The organism is Bilophila sp. T19-St14, assembly GCF_059728385.1.
Genome location: NZ_BAAGFT010000002.1, coordinates 620277 through 639125, shown reverse-complemented (window position 1 = coordinate 639125; position 18849 = coordinate 620277). Strand labels below are relative to the sequence as shown.

The 18849-nt window shown below is 52.1% G+C and carries 21 protein-coding genes; 6 read left to right on the top strand and 15 right to left on the bottom strand.

The window, feature by feature from the left end; all coding sequences use genetic code 11:
• The first annotated feature begins 432 nt into the window (after positions 1-432).
• Entirely contained in the window at positions 433-1434 is a 1002-nt protein-coding gene (gene menA / locus AC6I1V_RS17245) for a 1,4-dihydroxy-2-naphthoate octaprenyltransferase (protein WP_486854277.1), read from the top strand.
• Positions 1431-2066, top strand: coding sequence for a CPBP family intramembrane glutamic endopeptidase (locus tag AC6I1V_RS17240; RefSeq protein WP_486854276.1), 636 nt, complete (start codon positions 1431-1433; stop codon positions 2064-2066). Before menA ends, AC6I1V_RS17240 begins: the two co-directional genes overlap by 4 nt.
• A 69-nt stretch (positions 2067-2135) precedes the next feature.
• Here AC6I1V_RS17240 and AC6I1V_RS17235 read toward each other — a convergent pair whose 3' ends face one another.
• The 4 genes from AC6I1V_RS17235 to AC6I1V_RS17220 form a co-directional block, all read right to left on the bottom strand.
• Complete coding sequence (locus AC6I1V_RS17235; protein ID WP_308771698.1) at positions 2136-2933, bottom strand: sulfite exporter TauE/SafE family protein; 798 nt, start codon at positions 2931-2933, stop codon at positions 2136-2138.
• 1 nt (position 2934) lies between these two features.
• Entirely contained in the window at positions 2935-3645 is a 711-nt protein-coding gene (locus AC6I1V_RS17230) for a FadR/GntR family transcriptional regulator (protein ID WP_302553625.1), read from the bottom strand.
• A 305-nt stretch (positions 3646-3950) separates the two neighbouring features.
• Positions 3951-4181 carry an ASCH domain-containing protein gene (locus tag AC6I1V_RS17225; RefSeq protein WP_302553624.1) on the bottom strand — a complete coding sequence of 77 codons (231 nt, stop codon included), beginning with the start codon at positions 4179-4181 and terminating at the stop codon, positions 3951-3953.
• Between the two features lie 19 nt (positions 4182-4200).
• Positions 4201-4737 (bottom strand): hypothetical protein, encoded by a 537-nt coding sequence (locus AC6I1V_RS17220; protein WP_486854281.1) that lies wholly within the window; start codon positions 4735-4737, stop codon positions 4201-4203.
• On the opposite strand from AC6I1V_RS17220, the gene AC6I1V_RS17215 reads away from it, so the two are divergent.
• Both AC6I1V_RS17215 and AC6I1V_RS17210 read left to right on the top strand, forming a co-directional pair.
• Positions 4642-5058 carry a tyrosine-type recombinase/integrase gene (locus tag AC6I1V_RS17215; RefSeq protein ID WP_486854280.1) on the top strand — a complete coding sequence of 139 codons (417 nt, stop codon included), beginning with the start codon at positions 4642-4644 and terminating at the stop codon, positions 5056-5058. The two genes, AC6I1V_RS17220 and AC6I1V_RS17215, sit on opposite strands and share 96 nt — an antisense overlap.
• A complete protein-coding gene (locus AC6I1V_RS17210; RefSeq protein WP_497737281.1) occupies positions 5055-5207 on the top strand; it encodes a hypothetical protein in 153 nt (50 codons plus the stop codon). The genes AC6I1V_RS17215 and AC6I1V_RS17210 overlap by 4 nt, the downstream gene beginning before the upstream one ends.
• A 377-nt stretch (positions 5208-5584) precedes the next feature.
• Here the strand turns inward: AC6I1V_RS17210 and AC6I1V_RS17205 are convergent, their stop codons facing one another.
• Positions 5585-6109, bottom strand: coding sequence for a helix-turn-helix transcriptional regulator (locus tag AC6I1V_RS17205; protein ID WP_486854275.1), 525 nt, complete (start codon positions 6107-6109; stop codon positions 5585-5587).
• Positions 6110-6340: 231 nt separating this feature from the next.
• Here AC6I1V_RS17205 and AC6I1V_RS17200 point away from each other — a divergent pair, with 231 nt between their 5' ends.
• Positions 6341-6511 (top strand): Rpn family recombination-promoting nuclease/putative transposase, encoded by a 171-nt coding sequence (locus AC6I1V_RS17200; protein WP_486854274.1) that lies wholly within the window; start codon positions 6341-6343, stop codon positions 6509-6511.
• Positions 6512-7046: 535 nt separating this feature from the next.
• Positions 7047-7301, top strand: coding sequence for a hypothetical protein (locus AC6I1V_RS17195; RefSeq protein WP_497737280.1), 255 nt, complete (start codon positions 7047-7049; stop codon positions 7299-7301).
• A gap of 406 nt (positions 7302-7707) precedes the next feature.
• On the opposite strand, the gene AC6I1V_RS17190 is transcribed toward AC6I1V_RS17195, so the two are convergent.
• From AC6I1V_RS17190 to AC6I1V_RS17145, 10 genes are all read right to left on the bottom strand, one after another.
• Positions 7708-8211 carry a helix-turn-helix domain-containing protein gene (locus AC6I1V_RS17190; RefSeq protein WP_497737279.1) on the bottom strand — a complete coding sequence of 168 codons (504 nt, stop codon included), beginning with the start codon at positions 8209-8211 and terminating at the stop codon, positions 7708-7710.
• A gap of 415 nt (positions 8212-8626) precedes the next feature.
• Complete coding sequence (locus AC6I1V_RS17185; RefSeq protein WP_302553620.1) at positions 8627-9484, bottom strand: amidohydrolase family protein; 858 nt, start codon at positions 9482-9484, stop codon at positions 8627-8629.
• A 40-nt stretch (positions 9485-9524) separates the two neighbouring features.
• The gene (locus tag AC6I1V_RS17180; protein ID WP_497737278.1) at positions 9525-10949 is read right to left on the bottom strand and encodes an SLC13 family permease; all 1425 of its coding nucleotides are present in this window, start codon (positions 10947-10949) and stop codon (positions 9525-9527) included.
• Between the two features lie 17 nt (positions 10950-10966).
• The gene (locus tag AC6I1V_RS17175) at positions 10967-11380 is read right to left on the bottom strand and encodes a flavodoxin family protein (RefSeq protein ID WP_497737277.1); all 414 of its coding nucleotides are present in this window, start codon (positions 11378-11380) and stop codon (positions 10967-10969) included.
• Positions 11364-11519: a hypothetical protein gene (locus tag AC6I1V_RS17170; protein ID WP_497737335.1), complete on the bottom strand. Its 156-nt coding sequence runs from the start codon at positions 11517-11519 to the stop codon at positions 11364-11366. The genes AC6I1V_RS17175 and AC6I1V_RS17170 overlap by 17 nt, the downstream gene beginning before the upstream one ends.
• A gap of 79 nt (positions 11520-11598) precedes the next feature.
• Positions 11599-12504 carry a glycyl-radical enzyme activating protein gene (locus tag AC6I1V_RS17165; RefSeq protein ID WP_497737276.1) on the bottom strand — a complete coding sequence of 302 codons (906 nt, stop codon included), beginning with the start codon at positions 12502-12504 and terminating at the stop codon, positions 11599-11601.
• Positions 12504-15017, bottom strand: coding sequence for a (2S)-3-sulfopropanediol dehydratase (gene hpsG / locus AC6I1V_RS17160; RefSeq protein WP_497737275.1), 2514 nt, complete (start codon positions 15015-15017; stop codon positions 12504-12506). The genes AC6I1V_RS17165 and hpsG overlap by 1 nt, the downstream gene beginning before the upstream one ends.
• 541 nt (positions 15018-15558) lie before the next feature.
• Positions 15559-16992 carry a sigma-54 interaction domain-containing protein gene (locus AC6I1V_RS17155; RefSeq protein WP_302553614.1) on the bottom strand — a complete coding sequence of 478 codons (1434 nt, stop codon included), beginning with the start codon at positions 16990-16992 and terminating at the stop codon, positions 15559-15561.
• A gap of 745 nt (positions 16993-17737) precedes the next feature.
• Positions 17738-18004, bottom strand: a complete 267-nt coding sequence (locus AC6I1V_RS17150; RefSeq protein WP_497737274.1) for a hypothetical protein — start codon at positions 18002-18004, stop codon at positions 17738-17740.
• Positions 18005-18288: 284 nt separating this feature from the next.
• Entirely contained in the window at positions 18289-18774 is a 486-nt protein-coding gene (locus AC6I1V_RS17145) for a hypothetical protein (RefSeq protein ID WP_497737273.1), read from the bottom strand.
• Positions 18775-18849 lie beyond the last annotated feature (75 nt).

Here is an 18849-nt window from a genome sequence, read left to right as displayed (position 1 = left end):
TATTTAGCTATTTTTCAAGCTATAAAAAGATTGTTTTTAATAGTTTCAAATAATTGCATGTAAAACAACGACACGGCCTAGGGCACGGCCAAGGAAAATGGAATATGTCTTGTGTGGCCTCAAAACGGTGTATGCAGGGCTGGCAGAAGCTGGCCGATGGCGCGCGGGGATGCCCAAGGAGAGGCCCCAAACGGGGCTGTGCGATGTTGTGGGCCTTCGATGAGCTCGCGCCTTCCAGGAGAGGCCCCAAAACGGGGCTGTGCGGAAGGCGTGAACGGTGCAACGCCCCTTTCCCAAGACAGCCGGGATGTGCGGGAGGAAAGGCGCGGGAGGTTCCGGCAGCCTTTCCTTCACGGCAAAAAAGGTGGCAAAACAAGGCGAAACGTGTATACTGCGGCGGCATTCTGCAATAACAGGAAGAAGATAGAATGAATGGCGCGGCCCCAAAAGCTGGGGCAGCCCCGCCCCGCCGTCCTGTTTTTGGGGTGGCTCATCGTCCATCGGGAGAGTTTCATGAAGAAGTGGCTTTTGGCGACGCGGCCTTGGTCGTTCACCGCGTCCGTGATCCCCCTGACGCTTGGGGCGGCTCTGGCGTGGGCTTCGGATGCCGCCCATGCCGGGCTGTTCCTGCTTACGCTTCTGGGCGGCGTCGCGGTTCAGACGGGCACGAATATGCTGAACATCTACGGCGACTACCTAAGCGGCGTGGATACCGAAGCTTCCGCCCACGGCGAATCGCCCATCCTCCTCGGCCTCATCAGCCCCGAAGCCATGCGGCGGGGCGGCCTCATCGCCTTGTGCGTGGCCTTTGCCGTGGGCATCGTGCTGGGGTTCGCCTGCGGCTGGCCGATCCTCGCCTTCGGACTTGTGGGCATTGCGGGCGGCTACGGCTACACCAGCGGCTTCTGGCCTTACAAATACCACGCCTGCGGCCCGGTGATGGTGTTCCTGCTCATGGGGCCGCTTATGGCGCTTCCCGCCTACTACATTCAGGGGGGCTCCCTCGACTGGCGGCCCTTCCTCGCCTCCCTGCCCATTGCGTGCCTCGTCACCAGCATCATGCACGCCAACGACATCCGCGACATCGCGCACGACCGCGAGGCCGGGATCACGACCCTCGCCATGCTGTTGGGCCGCAGGAAAGCCTTGTACCTGTACGCGGCCCTGTGCGTAGGCGCATACGGCTTCCTGTTGCCCCTCGCCGCATTCGGCGTCGTGCCGCCGTCCGGCCTGCTGCCTTTCGTGCTTGCGCCGGGCCTGTGGCGCACGCTGCGGACGCTCGGAACCCGGCCCTTTCCCGAAGCCGAGCTTGTATCGCTGGACGGCGTATCCGCGAGGCACCATTTCCTGTTCGGGCTGCTGCTCATCGCCGGGATACTGCTGCCGCGCGGCCTTGAGCTGGCGCAGGGCCTGATCAAGGGGCTGTCCGCATGACGCCGCGCATCCCCACGGCGGGGCAGGTGTGCGGCACGCTGGCGCTGGCCGCTTTCTTCTGGTGGGTGAATTTCGGCCTGCACTGGGTCAATTTCTGGATCGGCATGGGCACGGCGGCCTCGGCGCTGGCCCTGCTTTCGTTTTGGTTCGCGGGCGTTCCCATGAAGCGGGCGGAGTGGGCGGGGCGGGCCGTGCTCATCGGCCTCGTTTCGGCGGCGCTCCTCTATGCGGTTTTCGCGCTCGGCAATACGCTTTCCGGCTGGCTGTTCCGCTTTGCGCCGCATCAGGTATCGGCCATCTACGACATCCGCCATGAAGGTTCGCCGCTCGTCATGGCGCTGGTGCTGCTGTTCATCACCAGCCCCGCCGAAGAGGTTTTCTGGCGCGGCTTCATCCAGCGCTGGTTCATGCACCGCTTCGGTGGCAAGGCTGGATGGCTCCTTGCGGTGTGCGTTTACGCGGGCGTCCACGTTTTCTCAGTGAACTTCATGCTGGTCATGGCCGCATTGACGGCGGGGCTGTTCTGGGGCTGGCTCTATTGGAAAACCGGCAGCCTCGTCCCCTGCATCCTTTCCCACGCCTTCTGGACGGTCGCCGTGTTCATCCTCTGGCCCCTGACGCCGGGCGTCTGAGGGGCCGGAAAAGGAAGGGCGCCGCTCATAAAAAAGGCGGGTGTCCCCCGCCTTTTTGGTGCCGTCCGTCTACAGCGCCTTGAGCAGCATTCTGATGCCCACGACGATGAGCAGGAGGGCGAAGCATTTCTTGAGCTTGGGCACCGGGAGTGTCTGGGCGAGGCGCGCGCCCAGCGGGGCGGTGAACATGCTGACGATGACGATGCCGAACAGCCCCGGAAGGTAAATGTAGCCGAAGGAATAGGGCGGCAGGTTCGCGGCGTTCCAGCCGTTCACGATGTAGCCGAAGCACCCGGCAAGGGCGATGGGGAAGCCGATGGCCGCCGAGGTGCCGATGGCCTTGCGCATGTCCAGGTTGTTCCAGAGCAGGAAGGGCACGGAGAGCGTGCCGCCGCCGATCCCCACGAGGCTCGACACCACGCCGATGATCCCGCCCGCGGCGCTCATGCCCGCGAAGCCGGGCAGGTGGCGGGACGGCTTGGGCTTTTTGCCGCTGAGCATCTGGGTGACCACGAAGAAGAGGAAGGCCACGAAAAAGAGCTGGAGGAACCGCGCCGGGACGTGGGAAGCCAGGAACGACCCGCAGAACGTGCCGATCAGGATGCCGGGGGTGATGTTCCGCACGGCGTCCCACCGGACGCCCTTGTTGCGGCTGTGGGCCAGCGAGCTGGAAACCGACGTGAACATGATGCTGCCCATCGACGTCCCAAGGGCCATGAGCATGAGCACGTCCGGCGGGAAGTTTTGCCAGCCGAAGGCGAAGACGAGCATGGGCACGATGACGATGCCCCCGCCCACGCCGAGAAGCCCCGCCAGAACGCCCGCGATGGCTCCGAGCAAACAGTAAACAACCAGTGAAATCAGCATGTCAGTCCCTCACGGTAGCGAAAAGGTGTTTGTGGATGACCGTATCGATATGCTCTTCGAGGGCCTTGCGGCTGTCTTCCGGGGATCGCCGCTCAAGCGCGTCGATGATGCGCAGGTGGGAGGAAACCGAGAACTGTCGCCACGGCGTGTCCCGCAGCTCCGGGGTGCGCCCCTTGGCGTAGATGCGGTTCAGCCGGGCGACGGTGTCTATAAGCAGTTTGTTGCCCGTGCATTCGGCGAGGGCAAGGTGGAACTTGGCGTCAAGATCGCCGTCGCTCTCGCCGACGAGCAGGCGGCGCTGCTGATCGCAGGCGATGATCTTGAGGCGGTCAAGCTGTTCGGAGGTATGGCGCACGGCGGCGATTTCCGCAATGCCCGGCTCCACGATGCGGCGGTATTCCGTCACCTCGTCGAACATCAGGCCTTCGGAATCCACGGCTTCAAGGATGGCCTCCTTGAGCGGCTCCATGTCGGGCACGCGGACATACGTCCCGTCCCCTTGCCTGCTTTCGAGGAGCCCCTTTGCGGCAAGGGCGCGGATGGCCTCGCGCACGCTGCTGCGGGAAACGCCGAACGACTCGGCAAGGGCGCGTTCCGGGGGCAGTTTGTCCCCGTCGCGGAAATGGCCTTCCGCCATGAACTGTCGGAGGCGTTCCGTGAGCTTCTGATAGCTCCGGTGCGGGCGGCCGGAGAGAGGATCTGTCTTGGTCATGATGGTTCCTTATTAAATTGGTAAGACCAATACGACCATTGGACGATTCTGTCAACCTTAATCAAACCACTTAAACCATTTAAGGATCTATCCAGCGGCATACCTTTGGCATACCTTAAACGGGGACGCCACAGGAAATGGCCGAAGCTTTTCTTCTTGAAGTTCCAAACGGATAGCTACAAAATGCCTCAGACGTGGAGCCCGCCAACGGGAAAAGTGAAAAAGCTCTGTTTCTCTCTTAGTCATATATTGCCAATAGAAAGAGATAAATAATTATTAAATTTAATATATTATCGTAAATATTTTTATCCTGAAAATCTATTTTGGATAAGCATTTTGCCTTCTTTCGCTGTATCATCTAACATACTAATATAAATAGTGAAGATGAAAGAAAATACATAAAGACCAGGTTCGAGAGCGTCTTCTTCCGTCAGTTCGCCAAAAGCGATCCGCACACTGGAGAGTATGACAAAATCTACTGCTTCTGATACGCAGACCACGAGGGTAAGGGGCACTGGAAAACTGTCGGCAGGCACAGCAAGGGCATCCGTCCGGCTAACTGCCAGAAAGGAGCGGGCAAAGTTCCTTGCCTAATTTGATATCACTGGCGTCAACCCCATTGAGCGGGATAAAGTTACCATCGGGGACTTGGTGGATGCCTATCTTGCATGGGGCAGAAGTGAAGGGAAATACGTTGACCGGCACTACAGTCATAACGCCCACCTCAAGAACAAAATTCACGCTCTGCCCGTTGTCGAACTGACTCCGAATTTGCTTTCCAGCCTCAAGGCGCAGCTCCTGAAGACACCCACCGGGAATACAAAGCCCAAAAAAGCCGCAGGAAAGTCCAACACCAAGACGCGGAAACGGAAAACTCTGGCCGGGTAGACCCTGAACAACATCTTTTCGTTCATGCGTTCCGCCATAAACCGTGCTGTCGCCACCGGAATGTGGAGCGGAGTCAACCTGTTGTCCACCAAGGGCGGTACTTGGAAAATGGTAAAAGCCAATAATGAAAGACTGCGTTTCCTGACCGGAGGGGAAGCCAAAGCCCTTCTGGACAACCTCGAAAAGAGGCATCCGCAGTTGCATGACATGGCCCTACTTTCCCTGCGAACCGGCCTCCGGCCCACAGAAATTTTCAAGCTGCGCGGAAAGGACGTGGATGTTAACGCCTGCGGCTTCTATGTCATCCAGAAAGGAGGCAAATGGGTTTTCGTCCGAGTGCCGGAGGACATGGTCAGGATGCTCCAGGTGTACAAACGCAAACCTGCGGAACCCATCTTCCAACAGCCCCGCAAGAAAACAGTGTTCACCAAGACGCCCGCCTGCTTCCAGACTGCCGTCAGAAAAAGCTCAACCTGGCCCCAAAGGACGGTGATGGTCTGTACGCCGTCACCCTGCATACCATGAGACATACCTTCACATCCTGGCTGGCTCAGCCCGGTAAGGTCATGCTTATGGGGCTGCAAAAGCTCATGCGTCACAAGAACATCACCATGACGATGAGATACGCTTACCTTTTCCTAGGTTGTGTCGTCATATTACATATGACTATTTGACGACACGGCCTAGGGCAGGAAAACGAAAAGCTCTTGATTATAGGGGACATGCTGGCAGCCTGAGAAAGTCGTCATTTTGATTCCGAAGTTTGGATGCACCCGGATGCAATATATTCTTCCAAAACGGCGCGTTCATAGAAGACGTGCCTGCCAAAATTTGTATATACCGGGCCGACGCTTTTTTGCCGTCAGTATGCGAGAGTTTTTTGGTGGATGCCAAACTCTCTTTCCACATCTTTAGGTGTAAGCAATTTTTGTTATAATTATCATAAATATTAATTGGTTACTTATACTTTGCGGCACGAGCGGCCTCAGTGATGAGTGGCAGCAGTTCTTCCGGTGTTGTTACGATAACAGTCTGTCTTTCCGTGAGCATATCACTTTTCCCTGTAAGATGTCGTCAGAGAGGATGAGTCGGAGAAAAGGCCATAATATTTTGCTATAAGTTTATTCATACTGTGGCAAGCGTTTTCTTCTAGTATTTTCTCTCTGTGGCGCAGTACGCCGCTGAAACTTATGCAGAGTAGTTTTGATATTTCAGAAATCATTTTGCCATCCAAAGCAAGCTCAAAGCTCTCTTTTCCTCGTGATGTGAGCGTAAATTCAGATATGCTTGTAGCCAACTCTGAAACTATTACCCCCATGAGTTTGATACTTCCATGCACACCATATAATTTTCTGACAGTCACCTGATGTCTATAAACTGTTGTGCGCTGAATAGATAATATGCGGGCAATGTCTTTTGGGCGTTTACTCTGGATCATCAGCATGACGATTTGCCATTGTCGCATAGGAAGACTTTTCATAGCTATAACATCTGCAAAATCAGTATTTGGATATAAGCTGTGGCATGATGGATTTTCGAGGGGTATTGGCAAGATTATATAAATTGAAAAATTCATTTTCAACAAGATCGTAAACAAGAGAACCTTTGAAATTGGGGAGTTTTCAATAATGTCGAGAAATAGCCCTTTCAAAGCACCTTAAAAAGTGTATGAAAGGGCTATTCTTAATATTTAATCTATTGAATTAATATATTATTGAAAATAGAATAGTTATGTGACGGATGACCTTCGGGAACGTCATGATGATATTGTCTGGCGTTTCGGCTGTAAAAGGGTTCCTGGTGTTATGTGGCGTTGCTTCTGGAGTTCCAGAGCACGCCCGACCACTGGATGGCCCTGAGAACGCTGTCCTATACGACCCTGCTTCTGCTTGATCTCGTCAAGACGGAAAATGTACGTGAAAAAGAAGGATTGCCGCCGGTATTTCCCATTGTTGTATACAATGGGGGCAAGGTATGAAAATCGCCTCAGAAAGTGGCGGCTTTGTCCCATGCCGGAGAGGTTGAAGTATTATCATCCCCAACATCGGCATTTTTGCTGGACGAAAGCCGTGTGCCGGGAGAAGAACTGGATAAAAGCGAGGATTGGGTTGCACAGTTTTTGAGAATGGAGTGCGCATAGGAGCCCAAGCTGGTTCGGCGAATAGTCAAGGGGGTGTTACCTTGCTTCATGGGCTGGAATACCTGTTTTTATATCGGTGAAAATAGCAGTAGATTAAATATTTCATATGGTTTTATCTAAAAAATGAGGTATGTATCCGTCCTCTCATTGAGGGGAACCAAAATTTTTTGTGATCACTATCAATATATGCTATTGCTATTCAAATAGCATAACTAACTAGTTTATATTATTGCATTTATGGGAGGGTAGGCTTTATAATAGCTCACAAGCGGCTCTTTGCCATGATATTTTTTATATACATAAAAAACACGGTGGCAATGATGCTTCATGGTATGATATTCTCTTTATCTATTCTAAAAGGTAAGGAGAAAAAATGGAGAACATTTCAAAAAAACTCATGATAGGAGCTTGCGAAATTGCCTGTAGGTATCCATCTCTCTCCCTTGAGGATGCTGTGGGCGATGCACGTCAACTCGCTGAAATGATTAAACAGTATCACTTTGAAGATACTCAAAAGGAGGAGTATATCCTTACTGCGGCATGTTGGTTTATCGGTGCGGACCCTGATCTTTCTCCTAAAGGAGCTATCGACAAGGCACTGCATTTGTGGAATATTATAATGGTATAAATAAAAATATATAAAGACTGGAGAAGCAACGGCTCTCCAGTCTTTTGTTTAAAAAAAGCTCTGGTATAGTATGTGGTTGTTTCATCTCCACAGTGCGGTGAAAAATACAGCTTTTTTCCAGTTTTCCCCTTGGCGGGATCCACGGCTAAGGCATTTTTCCGGTTATCCCTTTGGAGTTTCAAGGAAAAAGCATCAACCATTTTTTATAACACAGCCTAAAAAAACTAGATAATGATTTTTTGTTGGGTTGTGTCGTCATTTTATATAATAAGTTGAAATTATGTAAAATAATTTTTTTGTGACTTAAAAATGGTTAAAAAATTTCAAGATATTATATCTAATTGACGACACGACCTAAGCAAATCTTATAAAGTTCACAGATAGAAAATAGGTATAAGCCATCGCCTTATTTTGTTCGATTTCTATAAAAATAGCTTTGCCATAACTTCCACAGCGGGCACCAGAATTTTTTCTTTTTACCACAACAGCATTTTCCCTGCGGCAAAAGCTTTCTTATTTTGTAACATTCTATATCTACCTCATCCATGGTGTTCTGTATGATTTCTTCCTCCCAGTAGGTGAGCGTTTTTTGTTTTACGATAAGAAATCGTGTTTCTTCCAATATATTTATAATTTTTGTTAGAGATACAAGCATTTTTTCTCTCTTTTCATCCGCATCCTGTTTGATTTGGGCCGTTGCCCAATCCAGTAGTAATGAATTGCCTAGAGCAATACATAAGCGCGGCAACATCTTCAGACTTGGAAAATAATTATCATCTTCTTTAAGGTAACGCCGGATGAGGGAAATTGATACACCAAGGCGTTGAGCAATTTGTTCAGCAGTAAGGCCGCTTTCCTCCTTGGCTGTTCGGATCGCTTCTTTTGCCGTCATTGTTTTGTAATTCAGCATATTGCCGTTCCCCTATTATAAAAGGTTATAGAGTTATGCCCTTTGAATGGGGCAAAACATCGTGCACCTTTACAGGGGAAGGAAATGGATAACAATAATTCTAGTGGGGTTATGTTATAGTAAAATATGTTCCATCACGGAGTGGCTGAATTAGGAGTATGGCGACAAAGATCTGTGCGGCTGCATCCATCTGTACCGTGCCCCAGATTTCCAGAACCATAAGCGTGGCGTCGGCAGAAGAGTGCTTTTCTCCCAGAAAGCAAATATCTCTTCGCGGAATGCTGTGAATTCGGCAAGGCATTGGCGCTGGTCAGAAGGATTGACCGCCAGTGTTATTACAACATCAGGCCGAAAATGAGCCACGGCATTCAGGCTGCCCTGTAAGCCACAGCGGGCTTTTCTTTGTCTGTTTGGGCTATACGTTCACTAGATCGGCCCCTAGCAGTTTTTCCGCATTGCCGTGGAAAAATTTTTTCTTGTGTTCTTCTGAGAAGCCAAAACGCTCTACGTCTCGGACAGCTTGCTCCATGTTGTAGCAGGGGTAGGCGGAACCGAACAATATCCTTTCTCCATCCAGCCAGCGCATGGCCTCTCCATACATGCTGTTGCCGGGGGTGTCTGGATTCAGCATATACAAGTCCGGGAGCAGCCAGACGTTAGGGCATACCAAGCAGACATTGAATACGTGGGGAATCCATGGGTAGCAACCGTGGGCCAGCACAATCTGAAGTCCGGGAAAGTCGTTTGCCACGCGCTGGACGGCAGTGGGATCGGAATAGTCAAGATTTCCTTGGAAGAAGCTCATGGTGAGCACAACGGGAATGCGAGCCTTTTCGCAGCGGGCATAGATGGGGTAGAGCGTGTTGGAATCGGCATACCTTGGAGGCATGCAGTTGGCTGGTTCCATGGCAATGCCCTTAAAACCCAGCGTGATGCAACGCTCAAGCTCGTCCATGGCCGCCGCTATGCCCCGGGATACATCGAGACTGCCGAAGGGGATGATCTTGTCGGGATATTCCACGGCAAGGGCGTGTACGTCGTCGTTGGAGACGGAGGCTGTGTCGTCTGGTATTTGGCGGCCTATGGCCACACCTTTTCTGATGCCGGCCGCAGCTAGTTCCTTCCAGAACAGTTCCATGGATTTTTCTCCGGCGGCGCGGCTGGGAATGCCATGATGCTTCTGAGGGGCCGTTTCATTGCACGCCGGGGAATAGATGCCCAGCCTGGTAAAGCTTTTGTAGGGAGGGCGCAGACGAAAGTCAAAGATTTTCATGATAGTTCCTTGTTATTGGTGGGTTAGGCAAATTACGGGGTTAGAAAACGACCTTGCTCCAGACATAGCCGAAAACCAAAAGCACGCAGCACAGGAACGAGCAGCAGATAAAGCCGTGCGTGAATTCCTGTCGGAAGGATACATAGTCCCTTTGTCCGAAGATGATGGCGTTGATGGGGTTTGCGGCGGGAAAGAACATGGAGAGGCTGGAACTCAGCACTACAAGGTAGGACAGAATTTCGGGATGGATAGGAAGACTGTCCCGGATGAAGCAGACAATGGTCACGAAAAGTGCGCAGATGATCATGTTGTTGGCGAAATTGGTGATGTAGGCGGCGAGGAAGATAACTGTAGCCATGATGAGGGCAGTAGGCATATTGTTCAGCAGCGCGGACACGCCGGAAGAAATGATGGCGTTGAGGCCGACGACATCGGAGGAAATTGCATTGGCGAGCGGGAACAGTACCACCAGAATGAAAAACACGTTCCAAGGAAAGAACGGTGCGATTTTGCCCACGTCTATGAGCGGCTCGCCTTCTACCCGGACTATAAACAAAACGGCGAGCAACAGCAGAGAAAGACCGCCAAGCCCCAACATGCCGAATATCTTGTACAGGGAGGAGGACTGCGGAACGACGCCTGGCAGCAGCAGGAGGAGAAGCGTACCGATTACGCCGATGAGTGCGACTTTCTTTCTCAATGAAAGCGACATGTTTTCCTTAACATGGACGTAGTTTTTAAGCGGAGAGAGATCAACCCGCATGCAGTATTTGCAGAACAGCACATAAGCGGCAATAGTTAACACACTTAGCGGCATGCAGAACAGGACGAAGTGGACCAGGTTCATTTCCGTGCCGGTGATAGCTTGGTAGGCGCCTATGGCCACGATACCGCTGCCCTTGAAGGGAAGAGCGGAGTCGCCGAAGGCTAGGGAGAAGCCCATGCCGACGAAAAAGGCGGGAACGGCGGAGGAGTATGGCTTTATTCCCGTTTTTTTCGCGAGATCCTTGAACAGTTCGAGAAAGATGACAAAAACAGCGATACTCTGTGAAAGGAGCGCGGCGAGGAACCCGGCAATCAGAAAATAGAACAGGAGGAGAAAGGGCTTGCCTCTGGCGCTTTCCATGCCCAGCAGCCAGTCGAGAATGACTCCCGTGAGATCGGCCTGTTGAACGAAGGCGGCAAGGAGCAGCAGGGAGAGTATCATGACCAGGGTTTGCGAGCCGAAGGCCGTTTGCAGTACGGTGGTCATGGGCATGTAGTCCGTGCAGCCCAGGGCCACCACGCCCAGCAACGAGGGCCATGCCAGACCGACATTGACCCACCCGTAAATGACGCCGATGAATACGCCGATGACCTGCATGCTGACGTGAGTCAGCGGGGCTACGGGAGGCAGGAACTGGAAAAGAAACATAAAGGCCAACACGACGGCACTGTGAAGCGCATAGGAAAGGTTTTTAGTCATCGCAGTTTCCTTTAGCTTTAGCTATGGAGCATTTTCAGAAGGCGGACTAGAGCGTTGCCGAGCTCATCCACGTAGTGCAGACCGTCGGCGTCCTGCTCTGCCCCGTGGGGCAGCGTACCGTTGGAGGCATCCATGGCATGAGGCCAGTACACGCTGCCGGGCACGATCATTCCCGTGGTAAGGAAAAAGGCCTGCATGGTCTGAATGCTATGAACGGAGCCAGAGCGATAATAGGCTGAAAGGGCCGCACCGACCTTGCCGCTGAACAGGCAGCGTGCTCCACCGCGGCGCAGAGCGCCCCTGGCGATGAATCCAGCCCGGTCGATGAGGGCTTTCATTTCTGGAGTGACGGACCAGAAGTAGGTCGGGGAACCGAGGAGAATGCCATCGGCTTTTTTCATTTCTTCCAGCCATTCATTGAGTGTCGTCATTGAAGACACAACGCTCTAGATTGTTCTTTCTGCACATCTGGCAGGCTCGGCAACCGTGAATGCTGCTTCCGCCTACCTGAATGAGTCTGGTTTCCATACCTTCCTTTTCCAAAATATTCAGACAGCGGCGCAACAACATGAAGGTGTTGCCGCCTTTTCTTGGGCTGCCGTTGAAAGCTGCCACATACATGGTTTTCCCTTTCGGAGGATTATTGATGTTATGCGTGAATTTTTTTAGCTCTGTCGCAGAGTTCACGAAAAGCGCCGTCTGACAGGGTGGCCTCGCCCATGCCGGGACTGCGTCCGAGCATGCCGTATTTTTGTTCCCCATATCTATGATAGGGCAGAAGCTCATAGCGCACGTTGTTGAAACGGCTGACGAAACGGGCGATCTCCTCAATATCGCTGGCGTTGTCGTTGAATCCGGGAATGACCGGGGTGCGTATGGTCACGGGCAGGCAGGGAAAGCTTTCCCGTACCCGAATGAAGTTTTCCAGAATGTGTTTGTTGCCGACGCCGGTCCATACCTTATGCTTTTCCGTGTTCATACTTTTTATGTCAATGAACATGGAGTCGAGGAGGCTGGCCGCGGACAGCATGGCTTCGGTGGAGACGTGGCCGCAGGTTTCAATGTTGGTGTGCACTCTCGCTTGTCTGGCCAGGCGGAGAATAGCGAGGGCGAATGCTGGTTGGTGCAAGGGCTCGCCTCCGCCAAGAGTCATGCCTCCTCCAGAACGCACGTAGAATACCTGATCCTCAAGAATCCGGCGGAGGACTTCTCCTGCGGTAACGGTTTTGCCGTAGACCCCTAAACTTCCACCTGGGCAGGCTCGCGTACAGAGGCATGCCGATTCCGGACGGCATATCTTCCGATCCACCACAGGGGAGCCATTTGTGAAACGGATGGCCCCCTTGGTGCACATTTTTTCGCAGGTGCCGCAGTGCAGGCAGTCCTGTTCGGAGTAGGAAAGCTCCTGAAAGCCGTTCTGGGACTCAGGATTGCTGCACCAGCGGCAACGGAGGGGACACCCTTTGAAAAAGACGAGCGTCCGTATCCCCTCGCCGTCATGGACGGAAAACTTCTGTATATTGAAGATGGTTCCGCTCGTCTTTTCGTCGGTCATCACGCGGCTCCGAAGTCGTTATGCGCATTACGGGAAATGATGTCGTTCTGTAACGCGGTGGAGAGCTCCACAAAGTAGGCGCTGTAACCCGCCACGCGAACCATAAGGTTGCGGTATTTCTTCGGGTTTTTCTGCGCGTCAATCAGGGTCTTCTGGTTGATGACATTGAACTGCACATGCCAGAGCTTGAGGTCGCAGAACGCCCGGAAGAAGCTTATGAGACGGCGGGTTCCTTCGTCGCCCGCCACAGCTCCGGGGGTAAATTTGATGTTGAGCAGTCTCGCCGCGCGCGATGTGGAAGCCCAGTTCTTGCTGTGGAAGTTGGACAAAAGAACCGCAGTAGGCCCGTTGACGTCCATGCCTTGCGAGGCAGAGGAGCCGTCGGATACCGGCATGCCTGCGAGTCGGCCATTGGGAGATGCCCCCAGTATTCGCCCAAAGGGAATGTTGGCCGTGATGCTCACCATGCGCAAATCGAGATGGACGCCGGTATTCTTGAAGTTCTGAGAAAGAATTTCTTGGCAGGCAGCCTCGATGTCACGTCCTATGTTGTCGGCATAAGGGTCGTTGTTGCCGTAGCAGTGGCCGGAACGAAGAACGCGGCGGACATGCTCCTTGCCTTCAAAGTTGCATTCCAGCGCATCCAGCAGTTCGCGCATGGTGAACACCTTGTCGTCAAATACAAACTGCTTAATGGCCGCCAGAGAGTCCACTGCTGTGGCGAAGCCTATGCATTCCACAAAACCCAAGTCGAGCGTACCGGGAATGTTGCGAGGCGTATCCAGATCCATGCAGGACGCGAATGCCTTGTCGTGAAGCGCGTCTTCCATGGGCGCGGCATAAGTCTGACCACGTTGCTCCTGAATTTGATATTGGAGGAAAAGGGCATAGCGCATCATGAACTGAATCTGCCTCTTGAATGCGTCCCAAAACTCCTCCCATGTGCGGAACGTGCAGGGATCACCTGTTTCCATGGAGAACAAATCTTCTCCATAGCTCTTCAGGCGGCCGTTGAACAGCGTAGTTTCCACTGCAGCCGTGCAGTTGGTCTGTGTGCAGGGGCTTGTGTAGGAATCCACGTTGGGCATACGGATTTCCGTGCAACCGGAAGCGCAGTAGTCCATAATATCGAGCAACGGTGCTCCCTTAGCCAGATGAAGAGGGATGATTTCCTCGTCGTTGTACAGTTTTGGGAACCCCTGTCCCACCTTGACCGTTTCCGCCACGGCCCAGAGGAAGGCTTCAGGCGAACGGGCATGGATTCGGACCGCAAGGTCGGGTTGCTGAAGGGGGCATTCCCTGCGGGAACGGAGAATGAGGTAGCTTAGTTCGTTGGTCGCGTCCTGGCCGTCGCTGGTTTGTCCGCCCACGGTCGCCGCTTCCCAGTGAGCGTACCCTTCATGCTGCGTGGCGGACTGCGCGGAAATGGGCAGATTGAGGAACTGCGCCTCCTGAAGCCACAAGCAGTCCAGAAGTTCCAGCACCTTTTCGTCGTCCAGACGGCCAGATTCTATGTCGGCCTTGTAGTAAGGGTAGAGGTACTGGTCCATGCGGCCGTTGCCGAGCATGAAGCCTACGCAGCGTTCAAGCCTGACCATGCTTTGCACAAACCACATGGACTGCATGGCCTGATGGAACGTTTCGGCCGGAAACTCTGGTACTCTCATGCAGTTTTCCGCAATATTCTCCAGTTCGAGACGGCGGATGGGGTCGGATTCCGTGGCGGCCAGACGGCGGGCGGCTTCCGCATGCCTGTTCGCCCATATCACAAGAGCGTTGCAGATGGTCACCATGGCCTTGAGGAAAAATTCCTTTTCCCACAGATCCTTTGCGTTGTTTCTGTCCAGATGGGCCAAGCGTTCTTCCGCCTCTTTGCGTATGGCGGCTGCGCCCTTACGGATGATTTTATCGTAGTCTGGTACCCACTGAAGGCAGCCGTTCATGGATGCCTGTTCCCCGACATAGGGTCTGGGCACGCTGCCGTCAGGCGTGGCATAGGTGAATTTTCTGAACTCGTTGGGGATGGATTGGATGAGTTTTTTATGGAACGCCTTGTCCTTCCAGTACGGCACGATTTTTTCCTTGACGAAGCGGAGGTCTTCGACGTCGACGTGCAGGGGAGCGCTTAGGTTGTTTTGGGCGGCTTCCAGTCCTTCACCCATGATGTCGCCTATGATTTCAGGATACAGCAAACCGTAACGCCCCTTGTCGGTACCGACGCGGCCAACGAGAAGTTGGTCTTCCTCAATATAGACAGGAAGCTTTTCCGCGAGATGCTTCATAGCAAGGGCATAACGCAGAACAAGAGGCAGCCCCTCTGTTTCCTTCATGGATTCAGTAAAATATTTTGCGCGGTTCACATCGACATAGGGAACCATATTTTCAAAGCAGCGCCTGAATATTTTCTGAAAGCGGGCATGGTACGAAGGGGGGTTGTTCTTTCCGACACAACTGCCGGTGGCAATGGCTTGTTCCTGGGGGCTGTAGCTGACGGAAGTCAATGACGTATTCATGGTATCCTCCTGAAGGGATTTTTTTGATGGATGTCCTTCAAGAATGCTATATTTATGCCATGAATATAGTATGTTGAATTCTTTTTAGAATTTTTAAGAGTATAATTGTTTGTGGTAAAAACAACACGATAGTGTTGTTAAATTGCAACAAAAACGTAAAATTCAGTACGGATCAGCAGGGATCATGCCCGATCATCGCTGCATTCTTGTGGGAAGATGGGAGAAAAAACATGCAGCGCTTGGACGAAGAAAAATGATAACATATAGTTATTATTGTAAAAAATAATATAATAGATCGTTTGTTTTTTTGGGGACAAACGGCTCCTTTAATGTGTGGCAAAATGCCATTTTCCCCGATGGGCTGCAAAAAAAAGCGCACGTTGCTGCAAGAAGACAGCCGCAGGGTTGTCTTCAGGAGTTTTTTGTGGAGGCCATGTGCCCTGTAGAACAAATATGGAGGAATATATGTCGCTGGATTTTTTCAAAAAAAGCGAGTCTGGCCGGATGTGGCTGTAACCATTCTATTTGCGTTTACTGGTTATTATTCTATGCCATACTTGCGCATCTTTCTTGCAATGGTGGAGAAGTCGATGCCCAAATGGTTGGCCATAGCTCGGTATGTTCCATATTTTGCCCGGGCGTCGGTGAGCATTTTTCTTTCCAGAATTTCCGTGGCTTCGGGAAGCGTCATTTCCTTGGTTTCCTCTAAGGGGAGGTGAAGGTCATGCTTCTGAACTCCACACTGAAGGTACCTGGTGACATCTTCAGAGGTTATCTCGTTTGTTTCGGCAAGAACGACCAGCCTTTCCAATGTGTTGCTGAGTTCACGCACGTTCCCAGGCCAGTCATATGCGAGAAGGTGGGCCCACGCATCGCCGGTCAGATAACGGGAGAACCCATAGGCCTTGTTATATTTCTCCAGAAAGAAGGGGATAAATTCCATGAGATCCTGCCGGCGGTTTCTTAGTGGAGGAATGGACAGGGTAAAGACGCTAAGTCTATAGAAGAGATCGGAACGGAAAAGCCCCTGCCTGACGAGGACAGGCAGGTCCTTGTTGGTCGCCGCGATGATACGGACATGACAGTCGATATCTTTTCGTCCACCGACGCGTCTAAGCTTGCCTTCTTGGAGAACGCGCAGCAGCTTGACCTGAAGCTGGAGATCAAGATCTCCTATTTCATCAAGAAAGAGTGTGCCGTCGTCGACCTCTTCAAACAGGCCGGGCGTGTTTCGCCATGCACCTGTAAAGGCTCCCTTTTCATAGCCGAAAAGTTCCGATTCCATGAGGGCTGGCGGAATGGCGCCACAGTTGATTGCGAGCAATCTTTTTTTGTTGCGGTTACTTTTGCTGTGGATTCGCTTGGCGAGTACTTCTTTGCCCGTGCCGGATTCCCCAAGAATGAGTACCGGAGCACTTGTCTGCGCGATTTTGTCCGCCATCTTCAGAATATGCAACATTTCTGGAGAAGTTGCGGTGACGACGTTGGAATCGGGAAACATCTCCGAGGTGGAGCTCTGCGGAGCCTGAATATGACGCGTCCACGATGATGAGGCGATAATGAAGTTATAGACGTCGGCGATGTCACATGTCAGGGCGATGACACCTTCGAGCTGTTTTCTGTCGTCGATGACAGGTACGGTGATGGACATGAACGTACGGCCGCTGTACTGGGTGACTTCCCCAATATTCACCTTACAGGATTCGATGACCTTGATGGCCGCCGGATTCAGTATTATGCCAAATTTCTTCAAGTCATAAAGGCTGCGTCCCACAAACTCAGGGGGAATGATCCGGGATTCTCGAGCCTCCTGATTGGCATAGACAATGACCCCATTTTTATCGACGAAGTTGATGGCAAACCGGGCATTGTCGATAAAGTGGAAAAAATCCGGTAGCTCCACGCTGGAAAGAGCTATAGGGATTTCCAGCATTTTTTTCTGAAAGCCGTCGATAGATTTTTCTTTGTTGTTCATGGTATTGCCTCGTGAGTGGTCTCTGCCCTACCCCCTATTGAATAGATAAATAAAAAGCCTTGGGCAATCTTTAAGATCAAGTGGTCAGGCTTCTCCGGCAATCCCGGCGGAGTCGTTGATACCCATAGCCTATAAAAGAGCATTGCCGAAAGCAGCAGCATGGTCAAGAACGGCGAAGCCAGAAGGCTCGTTTTGACCATGCCGCTGTTTCAATAACATTTTTATATATTACGTTGGCTGTACCATATCGTATGAGCGTATCGGTCTGTTTCATCATTGAATCTTTGAATTGACTCCGGCGTAAGTTGGATATTAGCAATACAATATTTCCTATTGTCCAAAAGTCATATTAGACGGCCTTATAGCCATAAGCAATCCTCTCTCGCGGTTCGCCCCATAGGGACGGTGAAGTCTGTACAGCGTACTAACCAACCTCCTTCGGTATTGTAAACGTTTTTGAAGTGTTGCACACCTCTAGATAGAAAGAAAAGCGGGAATATCGACCATCCACAAAGGCCAGCTTAAAAATGTCAGTACCCAGTAGATCGTCAATTCCCACATAGTTGGAGTGCCTGCCGTTAGGCATCAATGTCAGGGATGGAAGACCGTCATTGCAAGGTATACAGATGAAACGAGGCGGTGGAACCGGCCTTGCAGAGTATCAAGACTGTGCTTGAAGACATAAAGCCGGATATAAAAACTCCATATGTTTTTAACATGTTGAGTAGTGAGTGACTCGCGCCGTTCATTTTATGCGCGGACTTGAAATCACAAAGCCGGGCACGCCGCCGGAGGGTGAGACCGTCTGAGCGGCGGCTTTGGCCTGCGGAACCGTGAGCTGCCTATATGCCTCCATATGCCCAAAGGCTTCCGCAAGGGTATCAAAGGTGACGTTAACGGTACGCGCTCCATTGATGATATGATTTTTCACGTATTGGACACGAAGGCCGGTTTTACCGTTGACCGTCTGGAGCACGCGCAGACCGTAGGTTTCTCCGTCCCCAGCGTCCAATGCCAGTATACGCCCGTTTTCACTATAAAATAAGTTAACAAATAAGACGTCTTTTGATGGCTCTCTGATGCTCGAATCCTCACCTCAAGGCTTACCGTACGGCGGCAAGTCTGTTCCAAAGGGGATTCCCTACGTCTCATCGGTCGAACGAATGGCGGCCCGAATTTCAAACTTCACGCCGGTTGTGTTTCTGTTCATCTGGACGGGCGTTGTGTTGTTCCTATCTGGCGGAACTTTCTCCTTTTGGGCAAAAATTTATTGACGACTTCCTCATTGGCGTGGCTCTAGTCTTCGACATTGCGCCTGCGGCGTTCTACTTCGGCCTTGGCCGAACCGCCCGGAAAACGAGCGGCCAGCCGCCGCAGGGTTTCGGACGGCCCCAGGCGCTGATAGAGATTGTTGCGGATAGCCACGTCTTCCGTGGTGGTGGAAAAGGCCCACAGGGATTGAGGGCCTATGGTCAGACTGAGGACAAGCTGTGACATGCCCGAACCTGTCCTGAACAGGGCAATGAGATTGGAACCGGCCTTGCCGGGCTTGCCCAACCGTGAGAGCGCATGACGGCAGGCCCCGTTCAGGCCGAAGCGTTCCGAGAGATTGTCGATGCTTTTTTCTGTGCCGGAACCGAGGATGACGACCGTGGTAGCCAGTTCGTCGGTGATGATTTTGGGAATGTCGTCAATGGACTGTGTATACAGCCCGATGGACAGGTTCCACTTGCGGCTTTCACGGGCCATTGTGGTCATGTCGGCCTGAAGCTGGCCCGCCACCGAGACGTTGTTGGTTACACGGTGAGCCTCGTCGTAGCTCAGGCGTTTTTGTGATTTATCTTACTGAAAAAAATA